Here is a 16038-nt window from a genome sequence, read left to right as displayed (position 1 = left end):
TCATTCTCCCGACGTTCGTCGGCAAGATTTAGGTCAGCCTACCGTTACTCCGCAAGTCGTTACGCCGATTTAATCAGGCGTCTGCTTAGCGAGGGCAGGGATATTTCTTCTGGATGATCAGTAGCATGGCCTGCTTGAGGCTGATCCGTGCGCGCTGCGCCGCAGGGATTGCCTCCAGCCCCGCCAGGAACTCGTTCTGGCCAAGGCTCGCCTTTGGTTCAGGTGAGCAATATTGCTTCGGGCGGCCCGCCTTTTCGGCGGCCACGCGATCGGCGCCGATCGATTTTCCCGCGGCGATCGCTTCAGCCTTGAGCTTCCCGATGTCACCATCGAACAGCGCCAATGGGCCTTTGCTCTTCAGCCGATTGGCGCGATCAAGGAAGTTCTGCGCCGTGCCAGGTCCAGCGCCGAGCGCTGGGGTGGCCAAGACAAGCAGAATAGTCGCGGCAGTCAGTCGACGCATGCAAAACCCCTTCTCCGGCTGCGCCGGAGAAGGGGTCCAAGCAGTGAACGAGCAATGAATAGAAGGGCGCTTACGCTCCCGCGGGCGCCGCTCCGCCGATCCCGCCCAACGGTTTGCGGCTCTTGGGCACCGAGCTTCCGGCCGACGGAATGGTCGGCTTGCTGCTCGACGAACCGCGGTCGATCGTCCCGCCGGAAAGCAAGGTCTTGATCTCCTCACCGGTCAGCGTCTCATATTCGAGCAACGCCTTGGCGATCAGGTGCAGCTGGTCGATGTGGGTGCCGAGGATCTCGCGCGCCCGCTCCAGCCCGCCTTCGACGAAGCGCTTCACCTCGCTGTCGATCAGCTTGATGGTCTCACCCGACATGCGCTTCTGCTGGGGTGCGAAGTAGCCGGTCGGCGTCTCCTCACCCTCGGAGAAGTCCAAGGGACCGAGCGCGTCGGACATGCCCCACTTGGTCACCATGGCGCGGGCGAGCCGGGTCGCCTGCTGGATGTCGCTCGAGGCGCCGGACGACACCTTCTCGTGGCCAAAGATCAGCTCTTCGGCGACGCGGCCACCGAACGCCACCGCCAGGTCGGCGTGCATCTTGTCGCGATGATAGCTGTAGCTGTCGCGTTCGGGCAGCGGCTGCACCATGCCCAGCGCGAAGCCGCGCGGAATGATCGTCGCCTTGTGGATCGGATCAGCGGTCGGCTCATGCGCGAAGACAAGGGCATGGCCCGCCTCATGGTAGGCGGTCATCTTCTTCTCGTCTTCGGTCATCACCATGGACCGCCGCTCGGCGCCCATCATGACCTTGTCGCGAGCGTCGTCGAACTCCTGCGCCGCGACCAGCCGCTTGCCACGGCGGGCGGCCAGCAGCGCTGCTTCGTTCACGAGGTTGGCGAGGTCGGCGCCGGAGAAGCCGGGGGTGCCGCGGGCGATGACGCGAGCGTCGACGTCCGGCGCCAACGGCACCTTCTTCATGTGCACGCCCAGGATCTGCTCGCGCCCATCGATGTCGGGCCGAGGAACCATTACCTGCCGGTCGAAGCGGCCCGGGCGCAGCAGCGCGGGGTCGAGCACGTCCGGACGGTTGGTTGCGGCGATGATGATGATGCCTTCATTGGCCTCGAAGCCGTCCATTTCGACCAACAGCTGGTTCAGCGTCTGTTCGCGCTCGTCATTGCCGTTGCCGAGGCCGGCGCCACGATGGCGGCCGACCGCGTCGATCTCGTCGATGAAGACGATGCAAGGGGCCGACTTCTTGGCCTGCTCGAACATGTCGCGGACGCGGCTTGCGCCCACGCCAACGAACATCTCGACGAAGTCCGAACCCGAGATGGTGAAGAAGGGCACGCCCGCTTCACCCGCGATGGCGCGGGCGAGCAGGGTCTTGCCGGTACCGGGCGAGCCGACCAGCAGCGCGCCCTTCGGGATCTTGCCACCCAGTCGCGCGAACTTGCCCGGATCCTTCAGGAACTCGACGATCTCCTGAAGCTCCTCGCGAGCCTCGTCGATGCCGGCCACGTCGGCGAAGGTCACTCGGCCTTCCTTCTGCGTCAGCATGCGCGCGCGGCTCTTGCCGAAGCCCATGGCCCCGCCGCCGGCATTCTTCTGCATCTGGCGCATGATGAAGAAGCTGACGCCGAGGATCAGGATGAAGGGCAGGCTGTTATAGAGCAACAGCATCCACAAGCTGGACTGCTCAGGCTCCTTGGCCTGGACCGTGACGTTCTTGGCGATCAGCTTCTCGGTGACCTGCGCGTCCGCCGGAGCGGTCGTGCGGAAGGAACGCCCGTCGTTGAGCTTGCCAGCGATCGCCTGCATGCCCGTGGAGCTCGCCGCGGTGGTCACCGACTTGACGTTGCCCTCGTTCACCTGCCGGACAAAGTCCGAATAGGCCATCTGGTCGCCGGTTGCCGTGCGACTGCCGCCGTCGATCAGTTGGGCGAACAGAACCAGCCCGAACAGAACCGCGACCCAGATGAGCAGGCTCTTGGTCCAAGGGTTGCCGGGCTTCTTTTCCTTGTCGTTCATGAGGCGCGTGTCGCTTTGCGAAATTGGTCTGCCAGTAATGTAGGCTTTCAGCCTTTACATGCAATGCAACGTCCCGGCGTCGACTTGTCGACCTTCATGCACGGCTTGTCCCGGTTTGTGGCACGACTGGGGAGTCAAGCAACCATTCAGCAGCTAACGATATGATCCAACAGGCATTCTCATGTGATGGAGTGGCGATTGCGCCGGATTGCTGCCCTTTTTGCCTTCCTCGACCTGCTCGTCGCCGCGCCTGCGGTGGCGGCGGCTCCTCCTGAACTCCAGGGTCTCGAAAGCCAGCTTCGCGCCCTGGTGGCCAGCCGCCCTGGCGACATCGGCGTCGCCGCGCTCGACCTCGACAGCGGTAAGATGGTCTCAATTCACGGCGACAAGGCCTATCCGATGGCCAGCACGGTCAAGGTCGCGGTTGCCGCCGCCTACCTCAGCCAAGTGGATCATGGCCGGCGCTCGCTGGACGACCGCATCGGTACGCTGAGCGCGCGTTCACTGATGGAAGCGATGCTCATCCACAGCAACAACATCGCGACCGACATCCTGATCCGTAACTTGGGCGGCCCTGCGACGGTTCAGGAGTGGATCGACTTTCACAAGCTGACCGGCATCCGTGTGAACCGCACCATTGCTCAGCTGCTCGCCTCCCCGCGGGACCTGTTCGACGTTCGCGACAGCGCCACGCCGGAAGCCATGGTGACGCTGCTGCGGCAGATCGATCGCGGCAACGTCCTGACGCCGCAGAGCCGGCTTTATCTCCTCAGTGTGATGCGGCGCTGCGCCACCGGTTCGAACCGGATCCGGGGCCTGCTCGATCCGACCGTGCTGGTGGAGCACAAGACGGGTACGCTCAACAACTACACCAGCGATGTCGGTTTCATTACCATGCCCGACGGCCGGCGCATCGCCTTGGCGCTGTTCGCCCGGGGCGGCAGCGACCGCCCAAACTCGATCGCGCAGGCCGCCCGTACCATCTACGACGGCTTTCTTCGGATGATTCCGGGTACGATGGGCGGTGTCACTCCCGCTTTCGGCGGCCGTTAACGGCCCTTTGCAGTGACCGACTTCAAGGGCGGACGATCTAGTCTGCCAGAGCCGCCGAGGCCGCGCGGCGCAGGTCGGTGAGTCGAGCTGTCCCGGCCTGTTCGACGCCGCTCATCGCATCGAGCAATTGCTGCACCAGGTCCAGAAGCTGAAGCCCCGGGCCATGGCGGGCGACAAGCGCGGCATCGTCGGCCAATTGATCCGACAGACGGTGCAGCAAGGTTCTCGCGAGGCGCAGATCGTCAGCTGGAGTGCTCGGTGAAGGCGCAACAGGGCGAGGCCAGCTGGTGGGCCGGTCGCCGCTGCGTACCGCGGCGATCACCGCATCCACCTGTTGCTGCCCCTTGTGGAGGACAGGCGCCATCCAGTCCCGCGCCGAGATCGCATCCAGCAGCCGCAGTCCGGCCCGACCGGCGTGCGTCCAGGCGGTGACACCCATGGCGCCCAGCCGCCCCCTAGTCAGTTCCACCGGCGTACCGGGTGGTGGCAGCACGCCCGCCTCGACCAGCGCTCCGTGCTGGCTGAGGTTGCGAACCCGCACCGCGATCGTGTTTCCGCCCCAGCGCAAGCTCGCCGCGAGGTAAAGGTTGGTCCGCGCAAGCCCGCGCCGGTCCTCAACGGCAGCGCTGGATATCGGGCTTTGCGCGTTCATCAGCACGCTGTGGCCAAGCACCACTGAAACAAGGGTTGTGGTTCGCTCCATTCTGGCGTGCTGGGTCGCACGTGCCAGGCTACTTCCTTCCGCGTGGTGGGGCCGGCGCGAAGCTCCACCGGCCTGCCCGCGGCCGAATCACTACCCCGCCGATCGTCGCGACCCTGCCCGCGTCGAGCAGTCGCAAGGCGCGGGTTACACGATCGCTCCGTGGTGGCCCCGACGAAGCGTTGAAGCCACCAACCATCAGCAGCAGCAGGCGCCTCTTCAATTCACTTGGGATACCCTCAGGGTCCAGCAGCGGGGCCTCCGCCGGACCACTCAATCGCCGGGCAAGCAAGTCGGCGGCCGCCCAGTCCAGCGCCGCATCCGCCTCGCCGAGATACCGCGCACTGCTGGCCATTCTGGTGCGCGAGGGCCAGTCGGGCGAGCGCTCCAGCCACGCGCGGGCACGGCTGCGGTCGTGCGCTGGATCCGTGTTGGACGGGTCGGCAATGGTCGAAACGCCCAGTTCTGCTGGGACCGCCGTGAGTTCGGCCCGGCGCCACCCCAGCAGCGGGCGGATCAGCTTGAGCGCGCTGTTCCCGCCGGTGGCAAGGACGATCTCGGATCGCACGCCGGACAGCCCGGCAATTCCTGCGCCACGATCGAGGCGCATGAGCAGGGTCTCCGCCTGATCATCCAGGTGATGAGCCGTCGCGACGGCTGCCAGCCCACGCTCCGCTGCCCATCGGCCGAGCGCCACATAGCGTGCCTCTCGCGCACGGGCCTGTCGATTGGCAACCGGCGGCGTCCAGTCGAGGGTCAGCGTTGCGTGCGGAACGTCGATCCTGCTGCACAGGGCAGCAACCCCCAAGGCCTCGCCGGCGCTGCTGCCGCGGAAGCGGTGATCCACCGTCGCGGCCTCGACACGGTTTGGCAGGGTAGCCGCTGCGAGCAGCAGCAAGGCGACACTGTCGGGTCCCCCCGAAACGGCGATTCCGATCCGACCCTCATCAAGAGGGATCAATTCCGCAAGCGAGCGGCGGAACCGCTCGACCAGTGTCTCGTCGGGTCTTACCGGCACCCCGCCTTGGCCTTGGCCGGCGACAGCATTGCCTTGAGGTCCGGGCGAACCTTGTCGCCATACACCTGCTCGAGCTCGGCGTAGGCCTTGCAGGCCTGGGTCGGCTGCTTCAGTCCCATCAGCGCCTGGCCGAGGTAGTAAAGGCTATCGGCAGCTCGCTCGCCGCGCGGGTTGCCGCGGTAGTTGGCAAGCAGCGCCTCGGCCGCAGCGCGATACTCGCCCTTGTCGAGCAGGGCACGCCCCGCAAGGTTGTTGGCCCAGCTCACCCGGCGGTGGTTCGGGAAGGACGAAGCCATCGCGCGCAGCGCTGCGACCGCTTGGTCATACTTCTTCTGCTGCCATAGCTGGTAGCCGACGTCGTAGGCCGCCTCCGCATCGGCGTTGAGATCACCGGTCTTTGGCGGCGTCGTGACGGGCGGCGGGGCTGCGCGCGGCCGTTCGGCGACCTGCGGGGACGTGCTGGCCGGCCGGTCGTCGTTGCTCGCGGCGTTCGTGGCCGGACCGGTTGACGCGGGGGGGGCGGCATTCTCGATCGCACGGAGGCGCTGGTCGCTATCGGCTTTCAGCCGGGCGATCTCCGCCTCCAGCGTTCCGATGCGCTGGGCATTCTCCTCGTTGGTGCGAGTGATGTCCGTCAGCGACCGCTCGATGCTGTCCAGCCGATTGCTGAGCGCCGTGACCACCACCTGACTGGCGGCGGGTTCGTCAGAAAGGCCGGCTGTGTCGACCGGCTGGCCCTTGGGGAAGATCCGTCCCTGCAGCTGGCGGACCTGGCGCTCGAGGCGCTCGACCCGCTGCTCGGGCGTGGCCTGGCGCTGCTGCGCCGCGGCCGGACCGGTCACGGCGAGGAGCAGAATGGCAGTGGTGGCAAGCAGGCTACGCATGATTAATCCCGAGAGTCTGAAGTGATGATCCATCGTGCCCAGCAGCGTCTTGCGCCAGCATGAATCAGCGCGTCGGCGAAAGCGGGGCAGCCGGCGTTGCGGCGGTCGGAGATGCCGCGGGAGTGCCGCCACGCATCAGGTCCGCGGCCCGCAGCGAAACGTCGCGGACGGTCTGCCCAGCCGGTCCGACGGCCGGTGCGTCGGCGGTCCCGACGGAAATGCGCAGCGCCTCTGGCTTGCCGGTTTTGAGCACTGGCGCTTTGGCGGCGGCGGGCACTTCGTAGCTCTGGCCCGACTTGAGTTCGCCCTGGAACAGGTTCGCGCCGCCCTTTTCGCTGACCTGAAGCCAGACAGGCTCGTTGGCAGTGAGCACCACCGGCCCTCCGATTGCTGGCGCGGCGGGTGCCGGCGCGGCGTCGTTGGACGATGGGTGCGCTGCCACTTCCGAGGCCGGCGCACTCGCCGCCTGACCGTCGTCCCCGCTCAACTCACGCTTCTGCATGAACATGAGGCCGGCGATCACCGCAATCACGGCGACCACTGCCAGCAGCACCAGCCACTTGGGCATGACGCGGGCCGGATCAGCCGGTTCGAACACCTCAACGGTACTGCTTTGGCGCGGGTTGTACCCGCTCATCTCGAGCCGGAGCGCGTCGCCGATCTCATTGCGATCCAGCCCGATGGCAGTGGCGTAGGACTTGGCGAAACCCATCGAATAAGTGCTGGCAGGAAGTTTGTGCCATTCGCTGGCTTCGAGGCTCTGCAGATGGCGTGTGGGAATGCGGGTGCGGGTGGCAACGTCCTCCAGGCTCATGCCTTGAGCCTCGCGGGCGGCGCGCAGACGCTCGCCTACGGTCGCTTCGCCAGTCGCTTCCACTTCGTCAGCCATGCTGTTCCCCGCCGCTACGCTCGCCGGCTCTTGTTCAGGCGGCCCGTTCTTCTTCTAGCTGAATGTCGGCAAGTCAACGCCGAAGGGAGACACTCACCCCAGCATCACGCCCTGTCGCCGCGCCCACTCGGTCAGCGTCTTGCGCATGTCGCGGGGCGGGCGCGCGAGCAGCTGTTCCATCCGCTCGCGAATGGCGGCGGAATCCAGCGAGCGAACCATCGCCTTGACGGCCCCGACCGCGGCCGGCGTGATGGAGAAATTCTCGATCCCGATCCCAATCAGCGCCATCGCTTCCAGCGGGCGCCCGCCCATTTCGCCACAGACGCGGACCGGTACGCCAGCGGCCGTCGCCTCTCGCGTAACCCGGCGGAGGAAGCGGAGGATGGCTGGGCTCAGCCAATCGTACCGGTTGGCGAGGCGCGGGTCGGCGCGGTCCGCCGCGAAGAGGAATTGGGTGAGGTCATTCGTCCCAATTGATAGAAAATCGACGCGGGGCAGCAGCAGGTCAAGGGTTTCGGCGAGGCTCGGCACTTCGAGCATGGCGCCGAATTCGACCCGCGCCGGCTGGAGACGGCGGTGCTCGCGCGCCCAGGTCAGCTGCTCCTCGAACAGGGCACGCGCCTGCTCATATTCCCACGGCTCTGACACCATCGGGAACATCACCCGCAGCACGCGGCGGTCGGCGGCCTCGATCAGCGCGCGAGCTTGCGCCTTCATCAGGGCGGTGCGCGAGAGCGACAGGCGCAGCGCCCGCCAGCCCATGGCGGGGTTCTCGCTCTCGTCTCGTTCGTCGGACAGGTATGGCAGTGCCTTGTCGCCGCCGATGTCGACGGTTCGGAACACCACCGGCTTGTCACCTGCCGCGTCGAGAACCTGGCGGTAAAGCCGCAGCTGGCTGTCGCGGCCGGGCAGGGTGGCAGAGACCAGGAACTGAAACTCGGTGCGGAAGAGGCCGATCCCGTCGGCACCCGCTGCCTCGAGCTGGTCGACATCGTCGGCCAGTCCAGCATTGACCATCAGCGTGCAGCGGCGGCCGTCGCGAGTGATCGGCGGCTCGTTGCGGATGGCCGCGAACTCGGCCCGCCGGCGAAGGCTCATCGCCATCCGCTGATCGAAGCTCGTCCCAACCTGGCTCGTCGGGCGGACCACCAGGCTGCCCTGATCACCGTCAACCAGGATGCTATCGCCTTCGTTGGCGATGTGGCGGATATCGGTCACGCGGCCGATCACGGGCACGCCGATCGCGCGGGCGACGATCACCATGTGACTGGTGAGCGAACCTTCTTCGAGCACCACCGCCTTCAGCCGCCGCCGGTCATATTCAAGCAGCTCGGCCGGACCCATGTTGCGGGCGATAAGGACTGCATCGCGGGTCAGGCCCGTCTGGGCGGCGGTGCCGATCCGGCCCGAGACGATCCGCAGCAGCCGGTTGGCGAGATCTTCGAGGTCGTGCATCCGCTCTTTCAGCAGCGGATCGTCGATTTCCTGCATTCGCGCCCGGGTGCGCTGCTGCACCCGCTCGATCGCTGCCTCGGCCGTCAGGCCGCTGTCGATCGCCTGGTTGATGCGGCGAACCCAGCCCTCGTCATAGGCGAACATCTTGTAGGTCTCGAGGATCTCCTGATGCTCGCCGGCGACGCCGAACTCGGCCTCGCGGGTCATGTGCTCGATCTGCTCACGCATGCGGCGGAAGGCGGCGATCACCCGCGCCCGCTCGAGTTCGGGATCGTCTGCCACCGTCTGTTCGACCACGATCCGGGGCTCGTGGAACACGGCGGTGCCGCGCGCCATGCCGGCGACCAGCTTAAGGCCCGCCAGGCGGATCATGCCTTCCTTGCTTCGCCGCCGCTCCTGGCCATCGGCGAGCCTCGCGCCCGCAATCAGTTCGGCCAGCACCATCGCGACCGTCTGCAAGGCCTCGATCTCGACATCTTCGTAGCGCCGAGCCTCGGCATGCTGGACCGCAAGCACGCCGATCGCATTTTCGCGGCGGACGATCGGCACTCCGGCGAAGCTGTGGAAGCTCTCCTCACCCGTCTCCGGCCGGTAGGCGAAGGCCGGATGCGTGTCCGCCTCCGCGAGGTTGAGGATTCGACCCTGCGCCGCGATGGTCCCTACCAGCCCCTGGCCAAGCTGCAGCCGGGTGACATGCACCGCTTCCTTGCGCAGGCCATGGGTGGCGAACAATTCCAGCGCATTGTCGCGCAGCAGATAAATGGAGCAGACTTCGCTCTTCATCGCCGCTGCGATGAGGTCCACGACCCGATCGAGCTTGGCCTGCGCCGACCCGCGTTTGGCCATCACCTCGTGGAGACCGGTCAGAATCTCCCGGGCAGCGTTGGCGGCGGTCAGCGGCATCCGCTTGGGCTATCAGGAAGACTGCACGGTTCCAAGCGGACCGATGGCGCGTTAACGCACCATGGCCAACAACCCCGGAATTTTCCCAACTTTCTTCCTGAGCGGCTTCGAATGTTCGACCTTCAAGTGGAAGGACGTCGGCCGCCGCGACCTCTGCGAGGAAACGCAGCACCGGGTCCATGCCGACGAGGACTATCGCCTGCTCGCCTCCCTTGGCATCGGCGTGGCGCGAGAGGGCATTCCCTGGCCGCTGGTCGACAAGGGCCACGGCACCTACGACTTCAGCTACATCGAACCTTTCCTCACCGCGCAGCGCCAGACGCAGGTCCTACCGATCTGGGACCTGTGCCATTACGGCTACCCCGATCATTGCGACCCGTTCGACGACGGCTTCGCGGAGCATTTCGTCCGCTACGCGGTCGCTGCCGCCAAGCACGTTGCTGCACACGCGCACCACGGTCCGCCGATCTTCACGCCGATGAACGAGATCACCTTCTTCGGGTACATGGCCGGTGAGTGGGCCTGGGCAGCGCCGTTCGGCCGTGACCGGGAGACGCGCCGGCGGCTGACGCTGGCGATGTGCAAGGCCGACATCGCGGCGGTGAAGGCGATCCGGGCCGAGCTGCCGGACGCGCGCTTCGTCCACATTGATCCGCTGATCCATGTGGTCCCGCCGCGCGACCGGCCCGGCCTTGCCGAAGCAGCGCAGCGGGAGGAATGCGAGGACGCGTATATTGCCTTTGATGCGATCTCCGGCCGCGGCTGGCCGGAGCTCGGCGGGAGCCCTGAGATCCTCGATATCGCGGGCTTCAACAACTACAGCTTCGGGCAGATGGAATATCGCGAGCAGGGGCCGCACGCCGCGCTTGAGCCCGGCGACGATCGCATCCTGCCGCTGGCCGACCTGATCGAGCGCGGCGCCAAGCGTTACGGACGCCCCTGCATTATTGCCGAGACATCGGGACTCGAGGGCGGCCGCGACGATTGGCTGCGTGACGTGGCGTGCGAGGCGCTCGCAGCTGTGAACCGCGGTATCGACCTGCAAGGTATCTGCCTGTTTCCGGGCGTGGACATGCCCGACTGGCACAAGGGCACGATGCTCAATAACGGCATCGCGGACCTGCAGAAGCTGCCTTCCGGCGCACTGATGCGGGTACCGTTCCAGCCCTATGTCGACGAACTACGCCTGTGGCAGACACGATTGAACCGGGTGCAGGAGCTCGACGACGATCCCTTCGACAGTGCCGTGGAACTCGACGACGTTCGCAAGGCTGCGGCGGAATTGCGCCCGACGGCTGACGCCGACTGGCATTGAGCCGTCAGCTGCGCATGAGGTCGGCGATCTCTCGATTGCGGTCGAGATAGGCATCGCGCTTGCACACCGCCGAAGCGCAACGGCCGAGCCGCGCAATGAAGCTCGATCGGGTGCTCAGCAGCCGCGCCTGTTTGGCTGGAGGTGCGTTGGCCAGGCTTTGATTGTAGAGCAGGGTCTGCATTCGATCGAGAGCGGCCAGGTCGATGCGCGCGCAGGTGGCGGCGGTCTCGCACTCATCGGTCGCGGGCTTGGCGAGTTGCGCAGCAGATGCGGGTAGAGGCTTGCCTTGAATGTCGGTCGGGGCTGGCAAGGGACTGGGGGCATGCTCGCGGAACGCGGGCGCGGGTTGCCGTCCCGTTTTTGGCAGGGTCAGATCTGGTGCCTTGATTGAAAGGGTGATCGGCGGCGGCGGCGAAGGCGCGACGGAAATCGGCGCCGATGCCGTGCGCGCAGCGCTATTGTCTCCCGGTCCGGCGATGACCGCTGAGGGCGGGACCGCATCAGCGAGTTGCTGCTCGGCATCGGCACGAGGCGAGGCCAAGGCAGGTCGTACGGATGGCGCCGATGATGCCTGGGGCATGGGGCCGTTCAGTCGAGTAAGCGCAAAGCCGACGATCCCGGCGCTCAGAACAACGAGCGCCAACCCGCCGAGCCGTCCGCGCGGCGCCGACCGTGGTGTTGGCGGCGGTGGCGGGGCGATGACCTGCTCACGCATCGCCTGCTGGCGATCGTAGCGGGCGCGCTGGTCGGGGTCGCTGAGCAACCGGTAAGCGGACGCGACTAGGCGGGCCTTGTCGGCCGCGTCGGGGGCGGCATTTTGATCGGGGTGGAAGCGCTTCATTCCCGCCCGGTAGGCGGCGCGGATGGTGGCATCGTCGGCGGCTGGGCCAATTCCCAGGATCTCGTAGGGATCAGTCGCCGTCAATGAAGCCTGCCAGGTCAAGGGTCATTCGTCCGGCTCGTTGTGCCACCTTCGGCCGCCTTCGCAACCGGGTCTTAGGACCGCCGCGCCAATGCTGTCGCCGCCTCCTCGACCAGCTCGGCGATGATCTCGGCCGTGGGCTGCTCCTTGGTGACCATGCCGACTGACTGGCCAGCCATGACGCTGCCGGTCTCGACATCGCCGTCGATCACGGCTCGGCGAAGGGCACCTGCCCAATAATGTTCGATTTGAAGCTGCGCCTCGGCCATCTCCAGCCGCTTGCCGTCGAGATGCTCGGCGATCTCGCGTTGCTTGGCGGCGAAGCGCTCGGTTTCCTTGTTCTTGAGCGCGCGCACGGGGATGACCGGCAGGCGCGGATCGATCTGAACGCTGGGCACCGCATCGCGGGCGGAGGCGCGTATGAACGCTTTCTTGAAGTTGGCGTGCGCGATGCTCTCGGTCGCGCAGACAAAGCGGGTGCCGAGTTGCACTCCAGCCGCGCCCATCTCCAGATACGCCGCGATCGCCTCGCCGCGGCCAATGCCCCCCGCGACGAACACCGGGATGTCCGCGGAGACATGCGGCAGGATCTCTTGCGCCAGCACGCTGGTCGAAACCGGTCCGATGTGACCGCCCGCTTCCATCCCTTCGATGACGATGGCGTCCGCGCCCGAGCGCATCAGTTTCTTCGCGAGGCTGAGCGCCGGCGCGAAGGCGATGAGCTTGGCGCCGGTCGCCTTGATCTTGTCGATCGCGCCGCCGGGTGGAAGTCCGCCGGCAAGCACGATGTGGCTGACCCCATGCCGACCGCAGACCTCGATCAGCTCGGTCAGCTGCGGGTGCATGGTGATCAGATTGACACCGAACGGCCGCTCCGTACGCGCCTTGGTCTCGCGGATTTCGTTGTCGAGCAGTTCCGGGTTCATCGCGCCGCAGGCGATCACGCCAAAGCCGCCGGCGTTGCTGATGGCGGAAACGAGGTTGCGCTCGGAAACCCAGCTCATCGCCCCGCCGAGGATGGCGTGCTCGCAGCCGAGGAAGTCGGTCCCGCGGGACCATAGTTCATTGAGGCGCTGAACGCTCACGCGGCACTCTCCTGGCGGGCATCGAGGCCGAAGGCGGTGTGGAGCACGCGAACCGCAAGCTCGGTGTAATCCTCGGGGATGAGCACGCTGACCTTGATCTCCGAGGTAGTGATGGCGAGGATGTTGATGCCCCGTTCGGCGAGCGTGTCGAACATCTTGGCGGCGATCCCGGCGTTGGATCGCATGCCGACGCCGACCGCGCTGACTTTCACCACGTCCGTGTCGGTGAGGATGTCGGTGAAGCCGACCTTGTCGCGCACCTTCTCCAGCTCGGCCACCGTGTGCGGCAGGCTGGCTCTGGGAACGGTGAAGGTGAGGTCGCTCGGAGCCCCGGCTCGCGGCACCGACTGCACGATCATGTCGACGTTGATGTTGGCGGCCGCAAGCGGAGCGAACACGGCCGCGACCGCACCGGCCCGATCAGGCAGGCCGGACAGGGTGACGCGCGCTTCGTTGAGGTCATGGGCGATGCCGGTGACGACGTTGCGTTCCATTTCTTTCCCTTCGAGCGCATCTTCGCTCACGATCATGGTGCCCGGCCGGTCCTCGAATGAGGACAGCACCTGAAGCGGCATGTTGAAGCGCATGGCGAGGCCGACTGAGCGGGTCTGCAGCACCTTGGCGCCAACCGAGGCCAGCTCGAGCATCTCCTCGTAGGTGACGGTGTCGAGCTTGCGCGCGCGCGGTACGATCCGCGGATCGGTCGTGTAGACGCCATCGACGTCGGTGTAGATGTCGCAGCGGTCGGCATTCATGGCAACGGCCAGTGCCACCGCCGATGTATCCGAGCCACCGCGACCAAGCGTCGCCAGCGCATTGTCGCCAGTGACCCCTTGGAAGCCCGGAATGACGGCAATGCCGCCCTCGTCGAAAACCCGGTTCAGTACGGCGACGTCGATGCCTTCAATGAGTGCGCTGACGTGGCCCGAGGCGCGGATCGGCAGCTGCCATCCCATGTAGGAGCGGGCCTTCAGCCCCATGCCCTGCAAGGTGATGGCAAGAAGGCCGCTGGTGACCTGCTCTCCGCTGGCGACCACCACGTCATATTCGCGCGGGTCGTAGAGCGCGGCGGCTTCCCGGCAGAGCTGCACCAGCCGGTCGGTTTCGCCGGCCATCGCGCTGACCACCACGGCGACCTCGTTGCCCGACGCCGCCTCACGCTGCACCCGTTCCGCGACCGAGCGGATGCGCTCGATCCCGGCCATGGAGGTGCCGCCGAATTTCATCACGATGCGGGCCATTAAGGGTCGGGCCAAGGTCCTGATGGTGGAAGAAGCGGCGCCCTGTTAGGAGGCGCGCATGGCAGAGACAAGCATCGTGGGCCGCGAGGCCGCGCACTTCGGCGCCATGGCGGGCGACTGGTGGGACCCAACGGGTGCGTCGGCCATGCTTCACCGGCTGAACCCCGTGCGCCTCGCCTATATTCGCGATCGGATTGACCAGCATTGGCAAAGCGACGAGCGCGCGCTGCGGCCGCTGGCGGGCCGGTCGGCCCTGGACATCGGCTGCGGTGCGGGGCTGCTGTGCGAGCCGCTGACCCGCCTGGGCGCTTGCGTCACCGGAATCGATGCGGCGCCGGAGTTGATTGCTGCCGCGCGGACTCACGCCGAGGCGCAGGGGCTCGCCATCGATTATCGTGCGGGAGGGGTCGAGGAAGTGGAGGGTCGGTTCGACTTCGTCACCGCGATGGAAGTGATCGAGCATGTCGCCGATCCGGCCGCCTTTGTCCGCTCGCTGGCCGATCGGCTTGCGCCCGGCGGCCTGCTGATCATGTCGACTCCGAACAAGACTGGCTGGTCGAAGCTGCTGACCATCACGCTGGCGGAGGGCTTCGGGCGAATACCGCACGGAACGCACGACTATGATCAGTTCATCCCACCCGATCAATTGGGTGAGCTGCTGAGAGGCGCGGGGCTGAAGCTGTGCGACACGGCCGGGATCGCGGTGTCGCCGGGGCGTGGGCTGCACCTCAGCGACGACCTTCGCCTCAATTATCTGGTCAGCGCCGTTCGGGCCTAGTCTCCGGCAGCCGCCACAGCACCGGCAGGACGCAAACCGCAACCACGGCGATCATCAGCCCGGGTGCGCTTGGCCAGCCGCTCGCCGCGCTTAGCCTTTGCGCGACATAGGGCGTCAGGCCTCCGAAGATGGCGGTCGATACGGTGGCCCCCAGCGCCAACCCGGTGAGGCGCCCCTCGCCCGTGAATTGCTCGGCCGTGGCGACCGCCCCGACCGCGCTGACTCCGCCCGCCAGACAGGCGAGCACCAATGTTCCGCCAAGCGCCAGCACCGGTGAGCCCCCGGCCATCAGCCAGAACATTGTCCCGGGCAGCAAGGCGCTCAGACACGCCAGGACGAGGAGCGGCGGCTTGCGTCCGAAGCGGTCGGCAGCGATGCCGACGAACGGCGTCACCGCGATCACCGCGACGGCGGCGGCGGTTGACCACCACAGGCTGGTCGTCTCGCTGCGAGAGCCGATGGAGGTGAGGAAGGCCGGTACGTAGGAAATGCCGACGTAGTAGGTGATCGAACCCAAGGCAGAGATGGCAAAGCCTCGCAGGATGCCGGCTCGGTGGTATCTGAGGGCGTGAGACAGCGGTTCGGATGGTACCGTGCCGGCCGCCTGCTGCCGCTCGAACTCCGGGCTTTCAGCCACCGTCGTTCGAAGCGCCCAGACGCCCCCCGCCAGCGCCGCGCCGAACAGAAAGGGCAGGCGCCAGCCCCAGGTTTCCAGCGCTCCGGCCGGTATCAGGCTGACCGTCAGCGCCGACAGGAAGACGGCGAGCAATCCACCGACTTCGCTTGCGGCCGCTGCCAGCGAAGTGACGAACCCGCGCCGATGCACCGGCGCGCCTTCGAGCAGATAGGCGACCACGCCGGTATATTCGCCGCCCACCGCGAATCCCATGACGCAGCGCAGCGCCACCATCAGTAAGCCGGCGCTCGGCCCGACTTGGGCGTGGGTCGGAAGCAAGGCCATCGCCAGCATCGCCGCCGTCATCAGCGCAACGCTGAGCAGCAGCGACCGTCGCCGGCCATAACGGTCGCCGACATGCCCGAAGAAGAGCGCGCCCAAGGGACGCAGCAGATAGGCCAGTGCGAAGCTGGCGAGCGCCGTCAGCAGTCCCTGCTCGCCCCCTCCGAACATCACCCGCGAAAGGACGGTCGCGAAATAGAGGTAAAGGGTGAAGTCATACCATTCGACCACGGTCGAGAAGGCAGCGATGGCCAGCGAGCCGTTGGCGACCGGGCGGTGGCGTTCATTGTGCGTGACCATGCCGGCAACCTGTCGCAGCGGGCCGAGCTTGACTAGTCTTGGCTGGTCATG

At 66.6% G+C, this 16038-nt stretch carries 14 protein-coding genes; 3 read left to right on the top strand and 11 right to left on the bottom strand.

The annotated features are described in order from the left end of the window. Positions 1-85: 85 nt before the first annotated feature. Positions 86-463, bottom strand: a complete 378-nt coding sequence (locus tag M8312_RS08415) for a hypothetical protein (RefSeq protein WP_250117270.1) — start codon at positions 461-463, stop codon at positions 86-88. 70 nt (positions 464-533) lie between these two features. Beyond that, positions 534-2486 (bottom strand): ATP-dependent zinc metalloprotease FtsH, encoded by a 1953-nt coding sequence (ftsH, locus tag M8312_RS08410; protein ID WP_250117269.1) that lies wholly within the window; start codon positions 2484-2486, stop codon positions 534-536. A gap of 198 nt (positions 2487-2684) precedes the next feature. Here ftsH and M8312_RS08405 point away from each other — a divergent pair, with 198 nt between their 5' ends. Beyond that, a complete protein-coding gene (locus M8312_RS08405) occupies positions 2685-3539 on the top strand; it encodes a serine hydrolase (RefSeq protein ID WP_250117268.1) in 855 nt (284 codons plus the stop codon). Between the two features lie 37 nt (positions 3540-3576). On the opposite strand, the gene M8312_RS08400 is transcribed toward M8312_RS08405, so the two are convergent. The 5 genes from M8312_RS08400 to ptsP form a co-directional block, all read right to left on the bottom strand. After that, positions 3577-4242 carry a hypothetical protein gene (locus M8312_RS08400; protein ID WP_250117267.1) on the bottom strand — a complete coding sequence of 222 codons (666 nt, stop codon included), beginning with the start codon at positions 4240-4242 and terminating at the stop codon, positions 3577-3579. A 28-nt stretch (positions 4243-4270) separates the two neighbouring features. After that, positions 4271-5257 carry a tRNA lysidine(34) synthetase TilS gene (gene tilS, locus M8312_RS08395; protein ID WP_250117266.1) on the bottom strand — a complete coding sequence of 329 codons (987 nt, stop codon included), beginning with the start codon at positions 5255-5257 and terminating at the stop codon, positions 4271-4273. Further along, positions 5248-6141 (bottom strand): tetratricopeptide repeat protein, encoded by an 894-nt coding sequence (locus tag M8312_RS08390; RefSeq protein ID WP_250117265.1) that lies wholly within the window; start codon positions 6139-6141, stop codon positions 5248-5250. The genes tilS and M8312_RS08390 overlap by 10 nt, the downstream gene beginning before the upstream one ends. Before the next feature lie 64 nt (positions 6142-6205). Then, complete coding sequence (locus tag M8312_RS08385) at positions 6206-7030, bottom strand: helix-turn-helix domain-containing protein (protein ID WP_250117264.1); 825 nt, start codon at positions 7028-7030, stop codon at positions 6206-6208. Positions 7031-7123: 93 nt separating this feature from the next. Continuing rightward, on the bottom strand, positions 7124-9388 hold the full coding sequence (gene ptsP, locus M8312_RS08380; protein ID WP_250117263.1) for a phosphoenolpyruvate--protein phosphotransferase: 2265 nt from the start codon (positions 9386-9388) through the stop codon (positions 7124-7126). Between the two features lie 61 nt (positions 9389-9449). Between ptsP and M8312_RS08375 the strand changes: the two genes are divergently transcribed. Next, on the top strand, positions 9450-10703 hold the full coding sequence (locus tag M8312_RS08375; protein WP_250117262.1) for a glycoside hydrolase family protein: 1254 nt from the start codon (positions 9450-9452) through the stop codon (positions 10701-10703). Positions 10704-10707: 4 nt separating this feature from the next. Here M8312_RS08375 and M8312_RS08370 read toward each other — a convergent pair whose 3' ends face one another. The 3 genes from M8312_RS08370 to M8312_RS08360 all read right to left on the bottom strand — a co-directional run bounded on the left by M8312_RS08370 (position 10708) and on the right by M8312_RS08360 (position 13951). Further along, a complete protein-coding gene (locus M8312_RS08370) occupies positions 10708-11628 on the bottom strand; it encodes a J domain-containing protein (protein WP_250117261.1) in 921 nt (306 codons plus the stop codon). Between the two features lie 71 nt (positions 11629-11699). Further along, on the bottom strand, positions 11700-12710 hold the full coding sequence (locus M8312_RS08365; protein WP_250117260.1) for an NAD(P)H-dependent flavin oxidoreductase: 1011 nt from the start codon (positions 12708-12710) through the stop codon (positions 11700-11702). Then, positions 12707-13951, bottom strand: a complete 1245-nt coding sequence (locus tag M8312_RS08360) for an aspartate kinase (protein WP_250117259.1) — start codon at positions 13949-13951, stop codon at positions 12707-12709. Before M8312_RS08360 ends, M8312_RS08365 begins: the two co-directional genes overlap by 4 nt. A gap of 58 nt (positions 13952-14009) precedes the next feature. On the opposite strand from M8312_RS08360, the gene ubiG reads away from it, so the two are divergent. Then, the gene (gene ubiG / locus M8312_RS08355; protein ID WP_250117258.1) at positions 14010-14729 is read left to right on the top strand and encodes a bifunctional 2-polyprenyl-6-hydroxyphenol methylase/3-demethylubiquinol 3-O-methyltransferase UbiG; all 720 of its coding nucleotides are present in this window, start codon (positions 14010-14012) and stop codon (positions 14727-14729) included. On the opposite strand, the gene M8312_RS08350 is transcribed toward ubiG, so the two are convergent. Further along, positions 14710-15987, bottom strand: coding sequence for an MFS transporter (locus M8312_RS08350; RefSeq protein WP_250117257.1), 1278 nt, complete (start codon positions 15985-15987; stop codon positions 14710-14712). The genes ubiG and M8312_RS08350 overlap by 20 nt on opposite strands. Positions 15988-16038 lie beyond the last annotated feature (51 nt).

It is taken from the genome of Sphingomonas sp. KRR8 (assembly GCF_023559245.1).
Classification (GTDB): Bacteria; Pseudomonadota; Alphaproteobacteria; order Sphingomonadales; family Sphingomonadaceae; genus Sphingomicrobium.
This window is presented reverse-complemented; position numbering and strand designations above follow the sequence as displayed.